At 44.4% G+C, this 1796-nt stretch carries 2 protein-coding genes; both read left to right on the top strand.

The window, feature by feature from the left end; genetic code table 11:
* Window positions 1-35: 35 nt before the first annotated feature.
* Window positions 36-662: a mercuric transport protein MerTP gene (merTP, locus tag NM125_RS15850; RefSeq protein ID WP_255135955.1), complete on the top strand. Its 627-nt coding sequence runs from the start codon at window positions 36-38 to the stop codon at window positions 660-662.
* Between the two features lies 1 nt (window position 663).
* On the top strand, window positions 664-1796 hold a 1133-nt coding region (locus NM125_RS15845), incomplete at its 3' end, for an FAD-dependent oxidoreductase (protein WP_255135954.1).

Below are 1796 nucleotides of genomic sequence, written 5' to 3'. Positions count from 1 at the left end.
ATTGAAAACAATGCCATTATGGAGGTATTAGCAGCATGAACAAGCAACAAAACAATAACTCTGACACAAACTGGCTGGGCGCGGGACTGGGAGTAGCATTTATAGCTTCCCTTTGCTGTATCACACCGGTACTGGCTGTTCTGGCAGGTACGAGTGGAATCGCCTCTACTTTTTCATTCATGGATCCATTTCGACCTTATTTAATTGGGCTGACTGCTCTTTTACTTGGGTTCGCATGGTATCAAAAACTGAAGCCCTCAAAAGAAATCGACTGCGAATGTGATCCTGAAGAAGCCCGTTTTACCCAGTCTAAATCGTTTCTTGGCATCGTAACCGTTGTGGCGGCGCTGTTGCTGGCTTTTCCAAACTATTCCAATTGGTTTTTCTCTGACGCTCAACCCGCACAAATACAATATGTTTCCGAGGCAGATGTAGAACGTGTCACCTTCAATGTGGAGGGCATGACCTGCGCTGGGTGTGAAGCCAGTGTTAAAAACGAATTGGGCAAACTGGATGGAATTCTTAAATCCAAGGTATCCTACGACAGTGGAACGGCTACTATTTCGTATCTGAAAACGAAACTCACGGAAAAAGAACTTCAGGATGCGATCAATAAGACCGGGTTTACAGCCAACCTTCAACAAGAGGGAGAAAACAAATAACATGATGAAAGAACTGGAACTGAACATAGCGGGCATGACATGTGATCATTGCGCCTTGTCTATTAAAAAAAATCTATCCAAACTAAACGGAATACAGAAGGCGGTTGTAAGCTACCCCAAAGGAAAGGCAATGGTTGCATTCGATGATTCCACACTTGATAAAGCATCGGTGATTGAAGCGGTAAATCAGACTGGAAAGTATCAGGTAGTGGGCCAATCAGGAAAAGAGCAATCTGGTGAAACCCATTACTCGTTGATTATTATCGGGGGTGGTTCGGCCGCTTTTGCTGCCGCTATCCGAACCAGTGAACTGGGGGGAACCGCGCTGATTATCAATAAAGGTCTGCCAACAGGTGGAACGTGCGTAAATGTTGGGTGCGTGCCTTCCAAAACGCTAATTCGAACAGCAGAAGCCTTCCATAAAGCATCTCGTCCACGGTTTGAAGGGATAGAAACCACTGCAACCATCAATGATTTTAAAAAAGTGATTGAGCAAAAACGGGAGATGGTTCGAGACCTGCGCCAGGAGAAGTATGTGAATGTGATAAAGGATGATTCAAATATTACCCTTATTGATGGGTACGGAAAGTTAACCCAGGCAAATCAGGTCGAAGTTAATAACTCAACCTATACCGCCGAGAACATTTTGATTGCCACAGGAGCTTCCCCATTTATTCCTGAAATACCCGGACTCAAAGAAGCGGGATATCTGACCAATGAATCAGCCTATGAACTTGAGGATCTCCCGAAAGAACTCGTCATTCTGGGCGGCGGATATATTGCTCTGGAAAATGCACAACTTTTTAGTCGGCTTGGTAGCAGGGTAACGGTTTTGCAACGATCAGAACATGTGTTAAGTGATCAACCCAAAGAACTTGCAACGGCCTTGACGGGATATTTGGAAGAGGAAGGATTGACCATTTTAACGAACACGGACATACTGGAAGTAACAAAAACAGGTAACAAAAGAAGCATCCGTTTTACGGTAAACGGAGAAGAAAGAGAACTTGAAGCCGATCAGATATTAGTTGCCACCGGCAGGCAGGGAAATACAGAGAACCTGAATCTTAAATCTAATGGAATTGACACCAAAGGACGAAATTACATTCCCGTTGATGAAACCATGCGAACCAA

Origin of the sequence: Gracilimonas sediminicola, assembly GCF_024320785.1 — a bacterium.
GTDB lineage: Bacteria > Bacteroidota > Rhodothermia > Balneolales > Balneolaceae > Gracilimonas > Gracilimonas sediminicola.
The sequence above is the reverse complement of the archived record's forward strand: the minus strand, read 5'-3'. Positions and strand labels throughout refer to the sequence as shown.